We start from the raw sequence: 19,813 nt of genomic DNA, 5'->3' as shown, positions 1-19,813 counted from the left end.
AGTTCTTTAGTTAGTTTTATTGTTAGGTCTATAAGATAACGCTGATTTGCTTTATAATTGTAGTTATATGGGCGTTAAATACCCCTTTTATGCCTAGTAGAGTATTAATTTTTTTAGCACAGTTAAATTTATCTGTTGTTAATCAACTTCTATAAGCTTGATTTGATTAAATTTTAAGTACATTATTGTAATTTCTACTACGCCTAATATTTCAGTTTCTTATTAATAGAGTCACTATGTCTCAATCGTCTGCTACTTCTCGTCTTATCCATTATATTGTTTCCATATTGACAGGCATTCTTGCCTTGTTACTCATATTGGTATTGGCATTACCTATTGGATTCTATGGGATGGCCATGTACATAACGCCAAGTTTACCTGATATCTCCGATATCAAGTCTTCAAATCTGGAAATGCCTTTGCAGATTTATAGCAGAGACGATAAGTTGATTGGTCAATATGGCAACCGTATGTCATTACCTGTCACCTATGAACAGATTCCAAAAGACTTTATCAACGCATTCTTGGCTGCTGAGGATTCGTCATTTTACGAGCATAGTGGTATTAGTATTAAAGGTTTAGGTCGCGCTGTTACTGAGATTATCACTGATGACGATAGCCAAACGGGTGGCTCTACTATTACCATGCAGGTAGCGAAAAACTACTTCTTAAGTCCAGAGCGTTCATTTAGTCGTAAATTAACTGAGCTATATTTAGCACGTAATATCGAAGATAAGTTAAGCAAACAAGAGATTCTGACGCTCTACGTTAACAAAATTTATATGGGTGAAGGCGCATATGGGATTCGTGCGGCCGCCAAAAAGTATTTTAGTAAATCACTAGAAAAACTGACCATTGCTGAAATGGCTACACTAGCAGGTTTGCCTAAAGCCCCTTCACAAAATAACCCAGTCTCTAATCCTGAAGAATCATTAAAGCGTCGAAACTGGATTTTAGGACGGATGTTAGAGTTAGGGCATATTACCCAAGCCCAGTATAACGATGCTGTTAAACAGCCTATTGGCGTTCATCTATACAAAGAGAAGTTAGATGTGAACATGCCTTATTTGGCTGAGATGACTCGCAGCGCGCTAGTAGACCGCTATGGTGAAGAAGTGGTTAACGCTGGTTGGCGAGTAAAGCTTACTGTTGATAGCGTAGACCAAAGAGCTGCAGACACCGCCATCAAAAAAGGTCTAATTGGCTATGATCGTCGTCACGGCTGGCGTGGCGCTGAGGCTAATGGTAAGCCTTTAGCAAATTTCAAAGCCTATTCTAATATGTTGCCGGCTAAAGTTACTGAAATAAGTGGCCGTAGTTTTCAAGCTCAATTACAAAATGGTCAAGTGGTAACTGTGCCTTGGTCCGGAATGAGCTGGGCAAAAGAATATCTTGATGCTAACCGTATTAAAAGATTCCCCAATAGTGCAGCAGATATTGTTAAAAAAGGCGATATTGTACGTTTAATTGCCAATGAAGATAAGACATCATGGCGTTTAACTCAAGTACCTAAGATTCAAGGTAGTTTTGTTGCCTTAGACCCTGAAACAGGTGCTATTAGAGCCTTAGTGGGTGGTTTTGATTTTCAGCAAAGTAAATTTAACCGAGCTACTCAAGGTTGGCGTCAACCAGGCTCAACAATTAAGCCTTTAAATTATTCTGCAGCTCTTGAAAAAGGTTATCGTCCTGATAGTATAATTTCCGATGGCCCATTACGTATTGGCGACTGGCAACCTAAGAACTCTGATAATCGATTCTATGGCAATATGACCATTAGACGTGGCCTTATCTTATCTCGTAACTTAGTATCTATTCGACTGTTACAAGCTGTAGGTACTGCCGAAGCTCGCCAGCTATTGGATCAATTTGGTTTGGATAAAGAAAAATTACCAACTACCTTATCTTTGGCATTGGGCGCCGGTCAAGCAACACCTTTACAGATGGCAACTGCTTATGCCACTTTTGCCAATGGTGGCCACCGCATACAGCCCTATTTTATTGACCAAATCTACAATTATAAAAACGAACTACTATATTTAGCCAATCCGCAACGAGCTTGTGCGCTATGTTTTAACAATGATTTGAAGAAGATAAACGAACAGCAAATTGCAGACTTTAAAAAACAAACAGACTCTGAAATTGAGCTGCGCGAAAAAGCCTTAAAAGTACTACAAGAAGATCCTAAGTTAATAAAAGCTACAAATGACAAAGAAAAACCCGAAGGTGAAACTGCTAAGAATACAGAGTTAGCTGACAATGCAGATGCTACCGATAATACAGATGCTACTAAAAACAAAGATAAAAAACAGACTGAACTTGAGGCTAAGCAGTCGCTACAAGCCACGGTTGAGTCTATACGCTATGATGCAGGTCCTCTGTCAGACCGTTTGAAACCGGTTCCGATAGCTTACCAAATGGCTGATCAGGCGCCACGTATTCTAAAACCAGCTGTGGCTTATGAAATGGCGAATATGCTACGTTCAGTTATCCAAAGTGGTACTGCAACACGAGCCAAAGCATTAGGTCGTAGCGATGTCGGTGGTAAGACAGGGACCACTAACGAGATGAAGGATGCTTGGTTTGCAGGCTTCCATCCTACTCATGTATCCATTGTTTGGCTAGGATTTGACCAACCTTCTACTTTAGGAAGAAGCGAATATGGTGGGATCGCGGCTTTACCAATTTGGGTAGAATATATGCGTACTGCCCTGAAATCTGTACCATATCAATGGGTTAGCACAAATAACTTGGCGAAATCTGAACTTAAGAAACAACAAGTAGTGAACTTATCAAACGATCCTAAAAAAGGTAAAGTAGATTACAGCAATAAAATCACCAACTATAAGGTGACTGGTAATGCAGGTATTATTCCGCCTAGAGCAGCGTTGACACAAAGAAAGCCACCTGAGCCAGTTGAGTTACCCAACGATACCACTGCTGACCCTAATGCAGCTATAAAACCAGAACCTATTAAAGTTCCTGAAAAGACTGAAAATAAAATTAATGAAAAAAAACCAGAGACGGTTAAAGCAGACTAAGACCTAACGTTGTAATAACCGCTTAAATGCATGACTTGTTATAGTGGTTACTATAGATTTCAGTACTTATTATAAATTTTCCAGATCCAAAAGCGTTATTCTACAATAGCGCTTTTGTTTTATGTTTTAACCCGCCAAAGTTGTCATTTTACTCGTCCTTATTAAATATCAAACTTTAGCACCAACAGCACTAGGTTTACGTCCTAGCCAGCAGGAAAATGTATGACTACCAATCACAAGCACCCTTCAAACGCAGCAACCCTTTCAGACACTCATAATATCGTGGTTACAGCGCTTTATAAGTTTACTCGATTCAATGATTATGAGAGTTACCGTGAGCCCTTACGTAAACTCATGATAGACAAAGGCGTACGTGGTACGCTACTACTGGCGTCTGAAGGCATTAATGGAACCATTTCTGGTGACCGGGCTGGTATCGATGCGGTACTAGACTACATTCAACAAATACCCGCCATTGGGGCTTTAGAATATAAAGAGTCTTTTACTGATACACAGCCTTTTTTTCGTTCCAAGGTAAAACTTAAAAAAGAGATTGTCACCATGGGCGTGGAAGGCATTGACCCTTTACAGTCAGTAGGTCGTTACGTAAAGCCTAGCGAATGGAACGACTTAATCAGCGATCCGGAAGTTGTATTGATTGATACCCGTAATGATTATGAAGTCCAAATAGGCACTTTTAAAAATGCGATTAATCCAAAGACTGAAACCTTTCGTGAATTTCCCGACTATGTCAAAAAGGAACTAGACCCTAGCAAACATAAAAAAGTTGCCATGTTCTGTACTGGGGGCATTCGATGTGAAAAATCCACCGCTTATTTGCGTGAACAAGGATTTGATGAGGTCTATCATTTGGAAGGTGGGATTTTAAAGTATTTAGAAGAAGTACCTGCTGAGCAATCATTGTGGGAAGGTGACTGCTTTGTTTTTGACAATCGTGTGGCTGTTAACCATAGTCTAGAAAAGAGTGACTATGACCAGTGCTATGCTTGCCGTATGCCAATCACCGAAGAGGACAAGCTGCATCCTGCCTATGTTAAAGGGGAATCTTGCCCCCACTGTATTGATAAAGCAACTGAAGAGCAACGTGCTAGATTCCGTGAGCGTCAACGTCAAATTCAGTTGGCCAAAGAGCGTGGTGAGGCGCATATTGGTGCAGATGTTAAAGACGTTATTGAAACTCGTAAGCAGCAAAAGCTACAAGCGAAGTTAGAACAGCAGCAAGATTAGTTTTAGGTTTGGTGGATGTTTGAAATTAGCTAATAAAAATGCCCGTCATTTATTGACGGGCATTCTTATTACTAGAGCTTTTACGAGACGACTACTTTAGTGTGGTTCTCTATTGTTCTATTCTTCTACCCACACACCGTTACGCCAGTAAACTCCCCAATGGGTGGCTTTGCCAGTCTTTGGGTTCTCAGAACCTATATATTGCTCTTTTTGTTTGCGTGACCAGCGTAAGATAGTGGGGTTGCCCTCAGGATCTTCATCTGGTCCTTTAAAGAGATACTGAAACTTCTCATCCATTTGATCTTTAATTTCTCGTAATTCAGACAGCTTAGGGGGTCGTGTTTCGCGAACCTTTGGGAATTTAGATGCCGCCAAGAACAAGCCAGCCGCACCTTCTCGCAATATAAAATGATCTTCATGCTTGGTTGATTGCAACTGTGGCATGTCGATAGGATCCATTCGCGGTGGCGCAGGCTCACCATTTTTTAAAACTTTGCGGGTGTTGTCACATTTCTCACAAGCAAAGTAAGGGCCAAAACGGCCTGTCTTTAGCTCCATCTGACCATCACATTTATTACAATCAATAGTGGGTGCATCAGAGCCTGGTACTTCAAACTTACCTTCTTCCAATAGGTAACCATCACAATCTGGATTATTACCACAGATATGTAGTTTTAAACCACCATCGACTATATAGCCATCCATTGCCGTACTGCATTTAGGACAGCGTTTTTTCTCCATCAACTCTTTAACTTCAGCTGATTCATCGATTTCACTGTCGTCTAAATTGGCGAAAGCTTCCACTGGCATTAAGTTTTTAGTACCTTTGCAACGCTCTTTTGGTGGCAGGTTATAACCTGTACAGCCTAAGAATACCCCAGTTGAGCCATTGCGTAACTGCATCGGTCTATCACACAAGTTACAATGTACGTCTGGCACATCCGTAGGATCATTAGGACGCATACCGTCTTTTTCTTTGGCGTTTTCAAGTTTATTTTTAAAATCACCATAGAAATCATCAAGAACTGCTTTCCAATCTTGGTCACCATGGGCCACATGATCTAATTCATTTTCAAGCCCTGCAGTGAAGGTATAATCCATTAATTCTGGGAAACTTTCTGTCAAACGATCAGTTACAATGTCACCCATTTTTTCGGCGTACAAACGTTTGTTTTCTAATCGTACATAACCACGGTCTTGAATGGTAGATATAATCGAAGCATAAGTTGAAGGACGACCTATGCCTTTTTTCTCAAGCTCTTTTACCAAACTGGCCTCAGTATAACGTGCTGGTGGCTTAGTAAAATGTTGACTGGGATCAAGCTTAATCAAGTTCAGCTCGTCACCTTGCTTCACATTCGGTAATAACGTGTCGTCAGTTTTTGCTGGAGGCATAACTTTGGTATAACCATCAAATGTCATGGTACGACCACGTGCTTTTAATTCAACATTACCTGCTTCAACCAACAAATTCACTGATTTATATTTGGCTGGTAACATCTGACATGCTACAAACTGACGCCAAATTAACTCATAAAGTCGAATCGCATCTCGCTCTACGCCTTTTAATTGAGTCGACTTAAGATTGGCATTGGTCGGGCGTATCGCTTCGTGAGCTTCCTGTGCATTGAGTTTGCTACCATAAAAATTTGGCTTTTCTGGCAAATATTTACTGCCAAAACTATCTTCAATAAAGCCCCGTACCCCTTTCAACGCATCAGCAGATAAGAAGGTAGAGTCGGTACGCATGTAAGTAATGTGACCTGCCTCATACAGACGCTGTGCCAACATCATGGTTTTCTTTACCGGAAAGCCTAAACGAGTACTGGCCGCTTGCTGAAGTGTCGATGTAATAAAGGGCGCACTCGGTTTAGACTGAGTTGGTTTTTCTTCACGCTCTTTCACCACGTAATTGGCTGATTTTAAAACCTCAAGTACAGCGTCAGTTTGCTCTTTATTACCGAGTTTTAGAGGGTTACCATCTTGCTTAACCGCCTCTAAACGAATAGGCGTGTCTTTTTCCACATTGGCATTGCCATCGCCTTTCATGGTGGTGTCAGCATAGATTTGCCAATACTCTTCAGGTATAAAAGCACGAATTTCACGCTCGCGTTCTACCACCAATCGAGTCGCTACTGACTGAACACGACCTGCTGATAAGCCTCGAGCAATCTTTTGCCATAACAATGGCGATACCATAAATCCCACAACTCTGTCTAAGAATCGACGAGCTTGCTGAGCATTTACTCGGTCAATATCCAGTTTACCTGGCTGCTTAAACGCATTTTGAATGGCTGTTTTGGTAATTTCGTTGAATACCACACGTTGATATTTACTGTCATCACCACCAATGACTTCACGTAAATGCCAAGCAATGGCTTCCCCTTCTCTATCCAAATCCGTTGCTAGATAGATCTTATCGGCATCTTTAGCCAGCGACTTTAATTCTTTGATAACTTTGGTTTTACTAGGCAGAACTTCATATACTGCCTTCCAGCCATGCTCAGGGTCAATACCCATTCTACGCACCAAAGCTTGTTGCGCTTTTTCTTCTTTAGAAAATCCTCCATCAGCAGCTTTGGTAGTTTTTTTCTTAGTACCGCTACTGGTTGGCAAATCACGCACATGGCCAATACTGGAGCGTACGATAAAATCGTTGCCTAAGTATTTATTAATAGTTTTTGCTTTAGCAGGAGACTCCACAATCACCAAAGATTTACCTTTGGCACTTGCTGAAGGGGTCGCTGCTGTTTTTTTAACGGTGGTTTTGGCCATTGATATAACAATCCTAATTAAACTTTTTATAAATTATATTTTTTTATAAGGGCTTTAGGGCGTGTCCCTATTTGCAAATTAAATAAGTTATGGTCTAAAAATGGCTATATTTTCGCCAAACTGTGTCTAATTTCTAGCTAATATGCCTATATTATCTTCGAAATTATTCGTGTTTGACAAAAATCTATCTCATTTTTAGCCTCATAATCCAAATAGGGACACGCCCTAGTCGCAATGAATGTTGTATTAAATTTTGCATAAATAATTGTAAATACTAAAAGTTGCCCTGACGTTACACTGCTAACAGTTGCGCTGTCAACCGTGTTTTTCAAGAGTAGCTATCAATAATTGTACAAATATAGGCAGTATTAGGCGTTATTAAAGTCGTTTACTCAACAGGATTGGCTAACTTTTGTGCCCAATTTTGCATAACTGATTTAAGTATTAATAGGTCAGATTCAATTTGATCTATGCTAAATTTAGGATTGGTTGCAGGCTGTACGTAACCAATGTCATGCCAGAACACTACTAAACTATTGGCTTTGAGATAGACACCTTTAACCAAAGGAATCATATAGGTAGGTAGAGTCAAAGCCTCATTATTGAGACTGTTTGCTATACTTTGTTGAGTTAAGGAGTTTTGACTAACTTTATTGAATGATTGAGATGTGTCTAATTTATCTACTTTAACCGAACCTTGATGACTATCAAGTTTTAGCTTACCGTCAAACACTTGATAGTGAGTTTCAGGAAATTTCATCTCATCCATGATAAGCGAGTATTGGCCTATCATGCCTTTGCCATACTCATTGTTGCGACCTCGAATCCAGTCAGGACAGGCAATAAGCTTTGGGTTAAGCTCTAACCTTCTTGCAGTCATTCTTAATTTATCTAAACGCATATCTATTGCACTGGGCTTAAGTGCCATAATTGAGCCCAATACAAATAAGCCAATTGCAATGGCTATCCAGGTCCCCATAGTTTCCCCGTAAGTTTCACTTATAACCAATTGAATAAAATTGGGCAGCAAATTAATATCAGTTATTCGATATCATTTAATTTAAAAAGGAAGCTAGTTTATTAGATTTTGAAAATTATTCATACCATGTAGAGTCATCTTCAGCTTTTTTTGATACGTTTTCTGTCTCACTACTGGCATTTGCCAATCTTTCAAGACTAACAGGTATGTCACTATCTGCTAAAACTTCTTCATACTTACTAGCAATTTTTGGCATTAAAGCATCCATTACAGGCTGCCACTGCGCTTGAACATCACGGTAACGCTTTTGATTAAAATCAAAGACGCTAAGACCTTGTTCTGCTAGTTGAGGATATAGGCTTCTTTCACTCAGCCACGCTAACGGCTGCTGCCCTATTTCGCCAAAAAAGCTTTGTAGAGTCTGGTTGGTACTGCTTTGAGAACGAATACGATTGGCCAGTAAATGAATATCGACTTTACCTTTACGAATACGCTTCATGTCTTGAATTGATTTTAAAAACTGCTTAGTGCTGTCTGCATCGAAAATAGACGGCAGAACGGGTATTAATATGGCTTTGGCCTCGCTAATTAAGGATTCAGCACGTTCAGCAGTTAACGACCCTGGAGCATCAATAATCAACCAGTCTTTTTTACCCAATCTTTTTGCTGCACTTTTTGGGAGCTCACCAATATCATCTTCGTCACGCCAGTCAACTGGATAAATCGTTGCTGCAGTTTCTGGGCGCTGTTTTAGCCAACGTAAACTAGACTTTTGGGGGTCGGCATCCGCCAATGCTACGGTTTGACCTTGATTAGCTAAAGCTGCGGCTAAAGTAATTGCTACGGATGATTTACCACACCCTCCTTTTTGATTTGCCACTAGAACTGTGTTCATATTAACTGCCCATATTTGTCATCTAAAAAATTGTCATCTAAAACTCATGAAGTACTTACTATACTACTTATATACGTGATTTAACTTAAATTCAATATATCCTTATTAACTTTGTATAATAAATCGAACATTATAATAGCAGAAGCAGAGTATTCTGTTTATACAGAATGCAAAGTCCTACAACTATGACGAATGAATAAGTTTTCTCATTTAACTCATTGTGAGAGGCTTATGGATAGCGATAAACCTTAGTATTTATCCTTAGGAGCAACCAACATGACTTTAATACGGATTACTTTAGCTGGCAGTATACTAACTACTGCCTTGTCTATACTTTCGGGATGTGTCACCACTCAAGCCTTGTCTTCAGAACAGTGTCAGGCAGGCCATTGGAAAGAAATAGGCTTTGCAGATGGTGCACTGGGTCGCTCAGGCGCATATTTTGCAAAGCATGTTAAGAACTGCTCCCCTGTGCCTGGAAGTGCGCCTGATCGCGTGTTATGGGAGCAAGGACGACAGCAAGGATTAAAAGAATTTTGTACCGAACTTAATGCTTATAAATTAGGCCGCGAAGGCTATGCTTGGCAACCTGTTTGCCCAATAGAAGGCATTGATAAATTAGAAGAGGCCTATAATCAAGGACGCTATTACTACTTACGTCAACGAGATATGGAATATCTAAGCACACCTAATCCTTGGGGCTATGGACGTTACGGCTACGGCCCTTATAGTCGGCACAACCCATTTTGGCGGCCATCAGTTTGGTAAAACTTTTATGGCAATTAATTAAAAAAACGACCTTTGGGCAAGTGCTCAAAGGTCGTTGAATTATTAAAAACTTAAACACTAAATCTACTATTCTGCATCCTCTAGATTTATATTTTTATCCACACGATAAACTAAGAAAGTACCTAACCACATCAAAATGGTCATAGTAGCACCTAGCTTAAATAAAGGGTTTACAGGGAATAGGTTTAATAAAAGACCTCCAAAGATTCCTACAAAAAACATCAACGACCCTTGCAGGGCACTGGCCATACCGGCGCGGTGCTTCTGAAAAGTCAAAGCAATTGCAGAAGCGTTTGGCTGCGTCAATCCCAACCCAGATATACAAAAAAAGATACACAGTAATACCATTGGCAACCAAGCTTCAGAGCCATATATCATACCCAATACCAATAAAGAGGTAGCGGCAGTAGTTTGCAATATAGCACCAAATCGTAACAGTGAAATCAAACGAAACCGATTGGTTAAGAACTGGTTAACTTGGGTTAATAATATAAATCCTGCGGCGTTTACACCAAATATCAGACTAAACTGACTTTCGGTAAGCCCATAACCATCCATCAATAGCTCTGGTGCTGCATTAATATATACAAACATCGAACCCATTAATAATCCAGCACCAAAAGCCGGATAACCAAATGTAGGATCTTTAAGCAAATCCCAATATTGACTGAAAATAGTGTTTAACGGACGAACATTACGGTTCTCTTTGGTGAGCGTTTCTTTGAAGAAGAACTTAGTCAAAAATAGATTTAACACCCCAAATGCGGTTAAGAACCAAAAAATAGCGTGCCAATCAAAAAACCTCAAAAAAGCAGCGCCAAGTGAAGGGGCTAATATCGGTGCCAATCCCATGACCAGCACCATGATCGAAAAAGCTTTTGCCATTTGACGTGGTGCTAAAGTATCACGAATAGCGGCTCGAGTAACCACAGCTCCAACGCAAGCCCCTAATGCTTGCAAAGTACGTGCCGCAAACAATACATACTGACTGTCTGTTGTGGCGCAAATTAAAGAGGCTATCACATACAACGTCATGCCGAAGTACAAAGGCTTGACGCGACCAATACGATCACTAAGTGGCCCATAAATAAGCTGGCCAAACACAAGACCAACAAAGTAAGCTGGCACTGAATTTGAAATTTGTGCGGTGCTCACGCCGAAGTCTTTGGCCATGGTCGGTAATGCGGGCAAATACATATCTATTGATAAGGGGCCGATAGCCACAATCAGCCCTAACATCATAACCCACGCTACGGGCATCTCCTGCTTTTTAGCAGCCGTTTTATTATTTGACATAAGATTTATAAAGACCTAATAGAATTTAACGCCAGTCTTCTGAGCAAAAAACTGGCAATTATTAGAGGGTTTGATTGATTTGCATTATTAATCACAAATCATTCATGTACATCTAAAACCGTATTTTTGATGTATAGATGTCTAGATATATAATAGATAAAGAGTAGATAATATGCATAGCCTACTCTTATGGCTTGATTAGTCAATAAATTTTACTCAAACTTACTTAACTATAAAATCAGTAGACTAGTAGTAAAAACAATAGGCTAGCTAAATTGACGCTTAACAAATTTTACCGCATCATCCTTGGCTTTTTTAATAGCTAAATTGCGATTTTGACCACCAGCCATAAGCTTAAGTTGCCATATTTTTTCTTGATATAAAGCATAAAAACCTTGTTTAGTCATTTGGTTGATCACACGCTTGCTTGCCAACACCGCATCTGGCGAACGTGTAGCAATCTCTTCAGCCAAGCTTTGCGCTCGCTCATAAGGATTACTATCCATATGACTAACTAAATGGAGCTTTTCAGCCTCTTTTGCTGAGATTAATCGAGCAGTCATGGTCAACTCTTTTAGAGTATCGACAGGCAGTAAATGCAATGCTGACTGAGTCAACCCCATATCTGGTACCAGTCCCCATTTTGCTTCCATAATCGCAAACATGCAATCAGGGTCAGTAATACGAAAATCAGCTGCCAATGCCAACTGCATACCAGCACCAATACAATATCCATTCGTGACTACAATGACTGGTATAGGTACTTCACGCCAGATCAAACAGACCTTTTGAAAAATACTTTGAGTGGGTTTAATGAGTTCATACAGTCCCTTTATGGCATTTTTAGGGTTATTTAAATCGCCTAGATCAATGCCTGCGCAGAAGGTATCGCCCTGCCCCTTAATAATTACAGCTCGAATAGCACGGTCTTTTTTTAAGTCTTTAGCAACATTGATTAGCTCAGCCATCATTTGTAGACTCATAGCATTTTTCTTATCCGGACGGTTTAAGGTCACAGTTAAGATGTCATTGGCTTCACTTAAGACAATGGTCTGATAGTTATTGCTTAATAGTGATGACATATTTCCTCACTTTAGAATTAGTTTATCTGAGTATTTGCGTTATTCTTATAAAAGGCTATAGTTGTCTTAGATCATTTTCCAAGTCATATCGTTTTCACTTAAGTTTTTATCTTCGTTGTCTTGCATTTGTTGGGTGATATAAGCTTCTAAATCTAAGGCTTGAAGCACCTTCAAGCTAGTGACCAAGGCCTTATAGTACTCCTCCAGCATAGTGAACTGCGAGGGTATGGTATGTTGCACGTTTAGTAAGCACTTGTCTTCTAAGTCTTGACTGGCTTTACGAATTTGCGGCACCCCAGCGTAACGACTCGCGCCCAATATTCTATGCGCTATCTGTGCCAATTGCTCTCTGTCTTTATTGTCCCACGCAGTTTGTAAGTCAAGTAGCTCATCTTTTACACAGTCTTGCATCATAATTAATAGCTGTTTTGCTAACTTAGCCTTATTTGCTGAACGTATTAAAGCATCGCGCCAATCTACCACAGGTAATTCGCCATTATTTGTATCAGAAGCCATTAAGTCCTCAGGTTTATCCACAGCGGCTTCAGAGTCAGTGGTTTTTAGAGTTTGTTTTAAGGCAGTAACCGAACCTTCTGCTTTACGGCCCAACCAGCGCTGTAGTATTTGTAGCAGCTGCGGCCGACTAATCGGCTTACCTACATAGTCATCAATACCAGCTGCAATGAGCTTGTCTTTACCATCTGCCAATCCATGTGCAGTTAATGCAATAATTGGTAAGCGCTTGGTATAGTTTTTATGCTCTCTTCGAGCCTCCTGTTCTAATTGACGGATTTTTTTAGCAGCCTCATCACCTGACATTCTAGGCATCTGTACATCCATAAATACCAAGTCAATTTTAACATTTTTTGAGTCTTTATTCGGGTTGGGCGTATCTATCTGGTCTGCTTTCGATACCTCTGAATACTCATGAGTGTCAGACATAATCTGCTTGCTTACAATATCTAGCGCATCATAACCACTATTGGCTGTAACCACTTTAATTCCTAACTCGCTTAATAAGGCATCAAGAACCAATAGGTTTGGTAGATGGTCATCAACAGCCAGTACGGTTATTCCCTGCCAAGTTAGAGGGCTGACTAATTTAGAGAGATTGGTGGTACGGGTGTCTAACATACGATACAGTTGGCGTTTATCAAAGGGCTGATAAAGCCCCATCGCTTTATAGCGCTCAAGTAAAGTCGCGTCTAACGTAACTTGGTAGCCATAAATAGCCAGCTTTCCTTGATAATGTAAACGAATCTGCTTTAACAGCGCGGCTCTATCCTCTCTTGCCTCACTGTCGCCCCCATCAATAACCACCCAATCCCAGCGATTGCCTCCCTCTTTGAGTTTTTCTAATGCCCCTGCTAAAGAGCGGGCTATAGTGACGTTCATATCAAGTGGGCGTGTTGCTGCCATAAATACTTGAGTACTAGACGCATGATTGATCCATACTAACATCTCAAATGGATTATCAGTATCGGCAGAAGACTGAGCAAAAGGTCGTAGCACCGGTAGACTCATTGGTTGTTCATTATCCACATCTTCAAGTGTTGCGCCAAATTCAATATCATCCGTCACATCTAACTCTACATGAGATGGCACTGTAAACCAAAAAGTTGATCCTGAACGTACTGGGACTTTACTACTAGCATTTGGCTGAAACCCAGTATCAGATAATACTATTTGACCATCGTCATTGGTATTGTCGTTGTCATAAAATCCGATACTGCCGCCCATTAGCTTGGTTAATTGTTTTGAAATAACCAGTCCTAAACCCGTACCGCCATACTGACGTGTGATAGAAGGATCACCTTGACTAAAGCTTTTAAATAAATTGCTTTTGGCTTTTTCAGATAGACCTTGTCCAGTGTCTTGAATGGCAATATGAATCATACTGCCTATATCGTCACTATTTTTTTTATGGTGACTATTGTGCTCATTTTGATCGTTAAATAAGTCACTGTCTTTATGCGTCTGCTGAGATTCTGACTCCACATCTAAGACTGTAACTTCTTCAATTTCATCGATACCCACTCGAACCACAACCTCTCCAACATCGGTAAACTTAATGGCGTTACCTACGAGGTTGGTCAGTACCTGTTTTACCCGTAGTGCGTCGCCAATAATAGTGTTGGGTACATCATTGTAATACATGACTGCCATACGAAGTCCCTTCTCCGCAGCCAAAGGTGACAGCATGTCCATTACGTCATAAATTGTTGAATAAAGGCTAAACTCATGCCTATCGAGCACCAACTTGCCGGCCTCAATCTTCGAGAAATCCAAAACATCATTGACCAAAGCCAATAAATGCGCTGAGGATTTGCGAATGGTCTGTACATATAAATCTTGTTCTGCAGTCAAATTACCATGACGTGCTAAAAGATTAATAAACCCATCGATGCTATTTAATGGCGTACGCAACTCATGGCTAATATTGGCCAAAAATGCGGACTTAGCTTGACTACTAGAGATAGCTTGATCGCGTGCCTCTCGAATAAAGATATTTTGCATCTCCATCTCATCAAAGGCATCTCTTAAGTCATCTTCTGTCTGATCTGAATGGTCTTTTAACTCTTGGAAATCGCCATATAAACGTCTAAACGTTTTCAATAAATCTTGCTGTAATAAATTCAACTCTCCTGTTGAATCAATATTAACTGGCAGATACATATTTTCAGGGGTGATTTGTTGCAGATGCAGGCGTAGGTCATATATAGGTGCAATCCAACTTTTAGCATAGGTATTTAAACTTAGTAGCAGCATCAGCAAAGTAAACAGTCCGGTAATACCCAGCCCCAACCAGATTTTAAGCTGCGCTATGGTTAGGGGTTCGTTGTCCATATCAACAAATAGCCAGTACTGTAATCCCTTATAATCTCCTAATAAATGACCATAAGCGGTGCCTGTATCGGTGCTTATTCCAGAGATAAACCCTTGATGGTCAACGGCCTCTTTATTAATTAACCTTTGTTTATCAAAGTCTACCCAATTTTCAAGGCTTTGATCGCCTGAAAAAGCCAATGTATTGCCATTTTGATCAATAATCGCCACACGCTGAATGTGTTGATTGTTATTCATTGAAGACAATATATAGCTGATTCGATTTTGCACATCTTCTAAAGAATTTAGATTTTTTTCAAGGTCTTGACTTTCAATTATGCCGTCCACCCCTTTCAGCTCATTAGGCAATAAAATATTGCTTACTTCAGTGGCTAAGTCTCTATTGTTATTCTTATTGTCGCGTGTGGTTATAGATTGTGAGTTAGGCTGTACACTGTCATAGTTTGCATCTGTTTTTAACTCTGGTTGTTGGTTATCTTGACTTTTCACAATGGTTGGCAATAGTTTTTTTAACATAGGCTCATAGCGTATTAATGCTGCTGTCGCCAATGTACGCTGCTCAGACTTAATGGCTTTACTAGACTCTCTTTCAACCAAATAAGCCCCTACTGCTGCTAACACAACAATGGGTAAAAATACCAGGACGATGAGCTGTGCATAAGCACTACTAAAATCAAATATTCTTTTTCGCATTCGCTATAGACTTTATTTAGGGGCGATTAGCCGTCATTGGTTAATTAAGCAGATTAAATAGCTGTATTTATTAGAAGCTATATAAATTAATATCTGAATGAATTAAAAGCTGTATTGATTAGAATAAGTGTAACAGGTTTTCAACGCATTGCAGATAACTTAGGCAGGTTCAAAATGCTATAATCTTTTGCATTTATTTTGTTATATTGATTCTTATAATATAACCAATGACCTGTACTGAGGCTTTTTTATGTCAAATGTGACTCAAACCCCTATTAACTTCTTTGAACAAATTACCACTTTATCTGACTGTGTGGGTAACACTCCTTTGGTATCTATGCAGCGTCTGCCACACCTTGAAGGGGTGAATCCTCACGTACAAATATTGGCTAAATTAGAGGGCAATAACCCTGCAAGCTCAGTTAAAGACCGTCCCGCCTTTAATATGATTTTCCAAGCTGAAAAGCGGGGTCAAATCAAGCCTGGCGACACCTTAATTGAAGCCACCAGCGGCAATACAGGCATAGCTTTGGCAATGGTTTCTGCCATGCGAGGCTATAACATGATTCTATTAATGCCTACCAATTCTACCCAAGAGCGTAAAGATGCTATGGCCGCTTATGGTGCAACGTTAATCGAAGTAGATGAGGGCATCGAAGCGGCACGTGACCAAGCCTTACAGTTGCAGGCCGAAGGTAAAGGTATTGTATTAAACCAGTTTTCTAACCCTGACAATAGTGCTGCTCATTACGAGACTACGGGGCCTGAATTATGGCGTCAAACCGCAGGTCGTATTACCCACTTTATCAGCTCAATGGGCACCACTGGCACGATTTCAGGTACGGGCAAGTACCTAAAAGAACAAAACTCAAATATTCAAATCATTGGCTTACAACCAGATGCTGAGTCCTCTATAGCTGGTATTCGCCGCTGGCCTGAAGAGTATAAGCCTGAAATCTATGATCCTAGTGTGATTGACCGTACCATAGATATCAGTCAGCATACAGCTGAGGTATATATGCGTAAACTGGCACGCACTGAAGGTATTTTAGCTGGCGTATCCTCTGGCGCTGCCTGTTGGGCCGCTATTCAAGTGGCTAAAGAAATTACAGACTCCCAGCCAGATTCTGTTATTGCTTTTATTGTTTGTGATCGTGGCGATAGATATTTATCAACTGGGTTATTCACTGCTGAATAAGCCGTTTAAAGTTATTGATATACATAAAACTATTTACTTTTTAGCTAGTAAACCTAACTATCAAACTTTATAAATAAATTTTATCATCAAACTTATAACATATTACTTATTACTTATAACTGATATCTCATAACCTATTAAGCATAGAAGATGCGCCATGACTGACTTTTCAAATAAACCTGTAATGGTATTCGATATCGAAACGGTTGCTGATATTGAAGGTGCGCGCCGTGTTTATCCGCAATTGGCATCTCTTAACGATGCAGATGCGCTAACTGCATTAACCAGCCTGCGTATTCAAGAGTCAGGCGATGACTTTATGCGCCTACCTTTGCATAAAATCGTTTGTATTTCTGTGTTTTACGTTAAAGATGGTAATTTCTCACTGTTTTCCTTAATGGCTGATACCCATAGCGAAAAGGAGATTTTAAAAACCTTTTTTCGAGCCTTTAAAGACTTTAACACCCTACCTCAGTTGGTGAGTTGGAATGGATCTGGCTTTGATATCCCAGTCCTCATTTATCGAGCTATGTTATATGATTTAAGCGTGCCGTTATTATTTGAAGATGGCAATCGCTTGACCAATATGCGATATGATAACTATGTCAATCGATATCAAAGTCGTCATCTTGATTTGATGGATAGGTTTAGTCAATATGGCGCTAGTCAGCGAGAAGCTATGACTATAGTCGCGAACTTATATGGCTTACCTGGTAAACGTGACATTGATGGTAGTCAAGTTGGCCAATTGGTCTCTGATCAAAAATGGCGTGACCTTGCGCTTTATTGCGAATCTGATGTACTGAATACTTGGCTTATTTACTTACGCTGGATGCGTTTGACGGGTAACATTTCATCCGGCGACTTTGATAGGTGGCAATCCGAAACTAGAGACTATTTATCCAAAAAACTTGAGGAAGACAATCAAGTTCGTCATCAACAATTTTTGGATCACTGGTTAGTGAATAACTAAACTTGGTTCTGTTATGAACCAATAGGGGTTAATACATTCGCTTCAATCTCAGCGAAAGGGTTTATGTGTTAAAATCCCTAACATCTTTTTAAACCCTTATTTTTTGCACATTTAATATACAGGCAGGTTTATGCAGCCCACCGATAACACAAACAGTACCCCTTCTACAGCCAATAACCTAGGCAATAACAAAGGCAATAACAAAGGCAATAACGTCGCTGACAACAAGGCTATCAATAAGACTGGCAACGCTTCTCTTAATGCCGCACCAAGTAAAAAGCTTTCTAAGCCAAGTTCTAGAGTTCGTCGCCGTTTGAAGGATGCTGACCCTCTTCCTTTTAAAATTGATGGCTTATTACATGATGGTCGCGGGGTAGCGATTTATGGCAATGAATATGGCATAGATCAAGGTCATATTGAAGAAAAGCATGGCAAAAAAGTTTTTGTCAGTTTCGCCTTACCAAATGAGTCCGTTAATGTGCGTCTAACCAACAGCCGTAAGACCTTTGAAGAAGGCGATGCTGTTGAGCTTATAGACAATCCTCATCCAGAACGTCAAACTTCGCCTTGCCCTCACTTTGGCGTCTGTGGCGGCTGTAGTTTGCAACATTGGCAACCAGAAGGTCAAATTGCATTCAAGCAAACGGTGTTGGCCGAATTGCTTCAACATCAAGCAGAGGTGCAACCTGATAATTGGTTACCACCTGTAGTAGCTGATCGGCTCGGTTATCGTACCAAAGCCCGTATGGGAGTACGTTATGTTGCCAAAAAAGACACTGCATTGGTTGGCTTTCGTGAGCGAAACAGTAACTTCTTAGCAGAACTCAATGAGTGCCATATTTTAGACAAACGTATTGGTTTTGAACTTGAAAACTTAAAAGCCCTGATCAGCTCTCTTCAAGCCCGTGCTCATATTGCACAGATTGAATTGGCCATGGGTGAAGCTCAGCCTGACTTACCTGATGGCACTCAGCCAGTAGCATTAATCTTGCGCAATCTTGAGCCGCTTTCGCAAGGCGATATCGATAAACTAAAAACCTTCTTTAAAGCTCGTAATTGGCAACTCTATCTACAGTCTAAAGGGCCTGATAGCATAGAACGTATTGCTTTACATGAACAGGATGATTTAACTGAGCAGTTTGGTCGCTTATATTATCAGTTGCCAGAGTTTAATTTAACTTATGAGTTTATTCCAACCGATTTTACCCAAGTAAACTTATCAGTAAACCGTAAAATGACCAAGTTGGCATGCGATTTGCTTAATTTAAAACCTGGTGAACGTGTTCTAGATTTATTTAGTGGCTTGGGTAACTTTAGCTTACCTCTAGCGCGTTTAGTAGGCGGTGAAGACGGATTACAAGGATTGGCTATTGGGGTTGAAGGTTCAGATGCAATGACCGCTCGTGCTGCAGATAATGCCAAGCGTAATGGTATTGTAAACACTGAGTTCTATAATCAAGACCTAACTCAAGACTTTAGTGATCAGCCTTGGGCACAACAAGGATTTGATGCGATTTTGATTGACCCACCTCGCTCGGGCGCTTGGGAAGTAATGCAATATCTGCCTCGCTTTAATGCCTCTCGTATTGTTTATGTATCGTGTAATCCTTCTACACTGGCTCGTGATACCAAAGCATTGATTGAACAAGGCTACCGTCTTACAGATGCTGGTGTGATGGACATGTTCTGCCACACAGGTCACGTTGAGTCTATAGCACGTTTTGAAAAGGTGGCTCAAATTTAGACAGCTCGTTAAATTATCTACAATCTTTATTTATATTATTAACACTGTATAGTAGATATAACAATTAAGGGTTAGTTAAGCTCACAATGATATTAAGGGATTAATGTCATTTGCGATATAATTATTTCATTATAGTTTTATTGATGATTATTTAGATAGTTAGTTACTTATTTATTTAGACAGTTACTTATTTAGACAGTTACTTATTTAAACAGTTACTTATTTAAACAGTTACTTACTTAGATATTTATTTATA

General features: G+C 40.0%; 11 protein-coding genes and 1 pseudogene. 6 read left to right on the top strand and 6 right to left on the bottom strand.

Annotation, left to right across the window (positions count from 1 at the left end; translation table 11 throughout):
- The first annotated feature begins 236 nt into the window (after positions 1-236).
- A complete protein-coding gene (locus tag QZ265_RS05060) occupies positions 237-3,038 on the top strand; it encodes a transglycosylase domain-containing protein (protein WP_296404019.1) in 2,802 nt (933 codons plus the stop codon).
- A 222-nt stretch (positions 3,039-3,260) separates the two neighbouring features.
- A complete protein-coding gene (locus QZ265_RS05055) occupies positions 3,261-4,286 on the top strand; it encodes a rhodanese-related sulfurtransferase (protein ID WP_296404016.1) in 1,026 nt (341 codons plus the stop codon).
- A gap of 117 nt (positions 4,287-4,403) precedes the next feature.
- Here QZ265_RS05055 and topA read toward each other — a convergent pair whose 3' ends face one another.
- The 3 genes and pseudogenes from topA to QZ265_RS05040 all read right to left on the bottom strand — a co-directional run.
- Positions 4,404-7,061: a type I DNA topoisomerase gene (topA, locus tag QZ265_RS05050; protein WP_296404014.1), complete on the bottom strand. Its 2,658-nt coding sequence runs from the start codon at positions 7,059-7,061 to the stop codon at positions 4,404-4,406.
- 388 nt (positions 7,062-7,449) lie between these two features.
- Positions 7,450-8,040, bottom strand: a complete 591-nt coding sequence (locus QZ265_RS05045) for a hypothetical protein (protein ID WP_296404013.1) — start codon at positions 8,038-8,040, stop codon at positions 7,450-7,452.
- Between the two features lie 253 nt (positions 8,041-8,293).
- Positions 8,294-8,935: pseudogene (locus QZ265_RS05040) on the bottom strand (ParA family protein); the annotation flags it as partial.
- A gap of 276 nt (positions 8,936-9,211) precedes the next feature.
- Between QZ265_RS05040 and QZ265_RS05035 the strand changes: the two are divergent.
- Positions 9,212-9,703: a DUF2799 domain-containing protein gene (locus QZ265_RS05035; protein ID WP_296404011.1), complete on the top strand. Its 492-nt coding sequence runs from the start codon at positions 9,212-9,214 to the stop codon at positions 9,701-9,703.
- A gap of 87 nt (positions 9,704-9,790) precedes the next feature.
- On the opposite strand, the gene QZ265_RS05030 is transcribed toward QZ265_RS05035, so the two are convergent.
- The 3 genes from QZ265_RS05030 to QZ265_RS05020 form a co-directional block, all read right to left on the bottom strand.
- Positions 9,791-11,020: a multidrug effflux MFS transporter gene (locus QZ265_RS05030; protein WP_296404008.1), complete on the bottom strand. Its 1,230-nt coding sequence runs from the start codon at positions 11,018-11,020 to the stop codon at positions 9,791-9,793.
- Positions 11,021-11,286: 266 nt separating this feature from the next.
- Entirely contained in the window at positions 11,287-12,102 is an 816-nt protein-coding gene (locus QZ265_RS05025; RefSeq protein ID WP_296404006.1) for a crotonase/enoyl-CoA hydratase family protein, read from the bottom strand.
- Positions 12,103-12,168: 66 nt separating this feature from the next.
- Complete coding sequence (locus tag QZ265_RS05020) at positions 12,169-15,642, bottom strand: histidine kinase dimerization/phospho-acceptor domain-containing protein (RefSeq protein WP_296404004.1); 3,474 nt, start codon at positions 15,640-15,642, stop codon at positions 12,169-12,171.
- A 250-nt stretch (positions 15,643-15,892) separates the two neighbouring features.
- On the opposite strand from QZ265_RS05020, the gene cysM reads away from it, so the two are divergent.
- From cysM to rlmD, 3 genes are all read left to right on the top strand, one after another.
- Positions 15,893-16,840 (top strand): cysteine synthase CysM, encoded by a 948-nt coding sequence (gene cysM, locus QZ265_RS05015; protein ID WP_296404003.1) that lies wholly within the window; start codon positions 15,893-15,895, stop codon positions 16,838-16,840.
- A gap of 157 nt (positions 16,841-16,997) precedes the next feature.
- On the top strand, positions 16,998-17,813 hold the full coding sequence (locus tag QZ265_RS05010) for a 3'-5' exonuclease (RefSeq protein ID WP_296404000.1): 816 nt from the start codon (positions 16,998-17,000) through the stop codon (positions 17,811-17,813).
- 130 nt (positions 17,814-17,943) lie between these two features.
- The gene (gene rlmD, locus QZ265_RS05005; protein ID WP_296403999.1) at positions 17,944-19,557 is read left to right on the top strand and encodes a 23S rRNA (uracil(1939)-C(5))-methyltransferase RlmD; all 1,614 of its coding nucleotides are present in this window, start codon (positions 17,944-17,946) and stop codon (positions 19,555-19,557) included.
- The last annotated feature ends 256 nt before the right edge of the window (positions 19,558-19,813 follow it).

The sequence above is a fragment of the Psychrobacter sp. genome (assembly GCF_018260395.1).
GTDB lineage: Bacteria > Pseudomonadota > Gammaproteobacteria > Pseudomonadales > Moraxellaceae > Psychrobacter.
This window is presented reverse-complemented; position numbering and strand designations above follow the sequence as displayed.

Coding starts and splice junctions, on each gene's coding strand:
- cysM (WP_296404003.1), top strand. CDS start 15,893: ATGTCAAATGTGACTCAAACCCCTATTAACTTCTTTGAACAAATTACC.
- QZ265_RS05060 (WP_296404019.1), top strand. CDS start 237: ATGTCTCAATCGTCTGCTACTTCTCGTCTTATCCATTATATTGTTTCC.
- QZ265_RS05025 (WP_296404006.1), bottom strand. CDS start 12,102: ATGTCATCACTATTAAGCAATAACTATCAGACCATTGTCTTAAGTGAA.
- QZ265_RS05045 (WP_296404013.1), bottom strand. CDS start 8,040: ATGGGGACCTGGATAGCCATTGCAATTGGCTTATTTGTATTGGGCTCA.
- topA (WP_296404014.1), bottom strand. CDS start 7,061: ATGGCCAAAACCACCGTTAAAAAAACAGCAGCGACCCCTTCAGCAAGT.
- QZ265_RS05030 (WP_296404008.1), bottom strand. CDS start 11,020: ATGTCAAATAATAAAACGGCTGCTAAAAAGCAGGAGATGCCCGTAGCG.
- QZ265_RS05010 (WP_296404000.1), top strand. CDS start 16,998: ATGACTGACTTTTCAAATAAACCTGTAATGGTATTCGATATCGAAACG.
- QZ265_RS05035 (WP_296404011.1), top strand. CDS start 9,212: ATGACTTTAATACGGATTACTTTAGCTGGCAGTATACTAACTACTGCC.
- QZ265_RS05055 (WP_296404016.1), top strand. CDS start 3,261: ATGACTACCAATCACAAGCACCCTTCAAACGCAGCAACCCTTTCAGAC.
- QZ265_RS05020 (WP_296404004.1), bottom strand. CDS start 15,642: ATGCGAAAAAGAATATTTGATTTTAGTAGTGCTTATGCACAGCTCATC.
- rlmD (WP_296403999.1), top strand. CDS start 17,944: ATGCAGCCCACCGATAACACAAACAGTACCCCTTCTACAGCCAATAAC.